This window comes from Streptomyces sp. (assembly GCF_031178505.1).
Classification (GTDB): Bacteria; Actinomycetota; Actinomycetes; order Streptomycetales; family Streptomycetaceae; genus Streptomyces; species Streptomyces gulbargensis.
The window spans coordinates 1-1,936 of record NZ_JAPSIW010000996.1; the positions used below are offsets into that span (position 1 = coordinate 1).

Annotated in this window: 1 protein-coding gene and 1 pseudogene; both read right to left on the bottom strand. The window is 77.0% G+C overall.

Going from position 1 to position 1,936, the window contains the following annotated elements; all coding sequences use genetic code 11:
* The coding region (locus RIF68_RS35490; protein ID WP_309055720.1) for a lyase family protein at nt 1-1,015 on the bottom strand (1,015 nt) is incomplete at its 3' end.
* Nucleotides 1,012-1,936, bottom strand: a pseudogene (locus tag RIF68_RS35495) (FAD-binding protein); the annotation flags it as partial. The pseudogene RIF68_RS35495 and the gene RIF68_RS35490, both read right to left, overlap by 4 nt.

Below are 1,936 nucleotides of genomic sequence, written 5' to 3' on the forward strand. Positions count from 1 at the left end.
ACTGGGCCAGGACTCCGGCCAGCGCCGGTACCTGGAGGGCGGCCGAGCGGATCATCGTGGCGAGCACGGGGTTGCGCTTGTGCGGCATCGCCGAGGAGGCCCCCCTGCCCGCACCGCCCGGCTCGGTCACCTCACCGATCTCGGTGCGGGCCAGTACGAGCACGTCCGCCGCGATCTTGCCGAGGGCGCCCGCGGTGTGCGCGAGAGCCGCCCCGAGGTCCGCGACCGGCGTGCGCAGCGCGTGCCAGGGCAGACGCGGCACGGCCAAGCCCGTCTCGTCGGCGAACGCGGCGACGAGGTCACCGGCGACGGCTTCGTCGTCGGCGTCCGCGCCGGCGTACTGCGCGTAGCCGGCCAGGGTGCCCGCCGCTCCGCCCAGGGAGACGGGCAGCCCGTCCACCGCGATCCGCTCCAGCCGCTCCACGGAGTCCAGGACGCCCTGCCGCCAGCCCGCCGCTTTCAGCCCGAACGTGGTGGGCACCGCCTGGGTGGCGAGGGTACGGCCGGCCATGACCGTGTCCCGGTGGGCCCCCGCCAGCCCGGTCAGCGCCTCGGCGACGGTCCGCAGGTCGGCCACGATCAGCCGCAGCGCCCTCGCCGACACCAGCATCGCGCCCGTGTCGAAGACGTCCTGGCTCGTGGAGCCCCGGTGCACGTACTCGACGGCCCCGGGCGCCTCGGCCGCCACCACCTCCGTCAGCGCGCCGATCAGAGCGACGACCGGGTTGGCCGTCTCGCGGGCGGCCAGCGCCAGTCGCCGCACGTCGAGCCGTTCGGCACGGGCCGCCGCCGTGATCGCCGACGCGGCGGCGGCGGGGACGGTGCCGCACCGGGCCTGGGCACGGGCGAGGGCGGCCTCGGCGTCCAGCATCGCCTGCACCCAGGCCGCGTCACCGACGGCCGCCTCGACGGCGGTGCCCGCGCGTACCGGGGAGAGCAGCCCCACGTCCAGGTGACCGGGCGTCCGGCCGTCCGGCGGCCCGACGTGCGACGGCCCGTCGCCGCGGGCCGTCATGCCGCGGTCCTCGGCGCGGGGGCCGCGGCGACGGCGGCCGGGACGGCCCGGCCGGAGGGGGCGGGCGCCGGTGGCGCCAGGGAGGTGACGGACGGCGCGGGCAGGGCGAGGGCCGCGGCCGCGATGGCGTCGGAATCCTCCAGCGTGACCGAGCCGACCCCGGGCCGGATGCCGGCCGCGGTCACCCAGTGCACGCCCTCGGTGGGCACCCCGTGGGCGAAGCGCCGCGGATGCGGCACGCCCCGGCCGTCGAGCAGGTTGCAGGGCCGCCCGGACACGGCGAGCCCGCCGGTCTCGTAGTCGGCCCCGTCGCTGCCGGGCACCCGATGCGCGGCGCACTGGCCGGTGCGCAGCAACTGCCTCATCAACGGGTCCGCGGTGCGGCGCAGAGCCGTCTGCGGCAGCCGGGCCTCGATGAGCGTGGTGGCCCGGAAGCGGACGCCTTCGATCTCCTGTGAGGTGGCGACGAAGCACGCCCCGTCCGGACCGTCCGTCTCGGTGTCCACCCGCATGCCGGGGCCGGTGACCTCCAGGATCCCGGCGTCCATCAACGCGGCCATCTCCTCGATCCGGGAAGGGGGCGGGCCGATGGACAGGTAGGCGTTGAGCGGCGTGTACCACCGGTCCAGTTCGTCACGGTGGGAGGCGGCGTCCAGTCCGCCGTGGTCGACGGCGAGCCGGATCTCGTTGCGCAGGTCCCGCAGCACGTCCAGGGCCGCCTTGAGGGGGCCGCTGACATTGCCCTCCCGGGCCCGGCGCACGTCCTCGTCGAGGTAGCCGCGCAGCCACGTCCGGAAGGCGGCCGGGCCGTCGAAGGCGTGCGACGCGGTGGGGCGGGCGATCCGCTCCCAGTCCCAGCGCTCGTGGGCGCCGACACCGGCCTCGTCCAGCAACCGTTCCTCGGCCGCGCCCGGTTCGGCG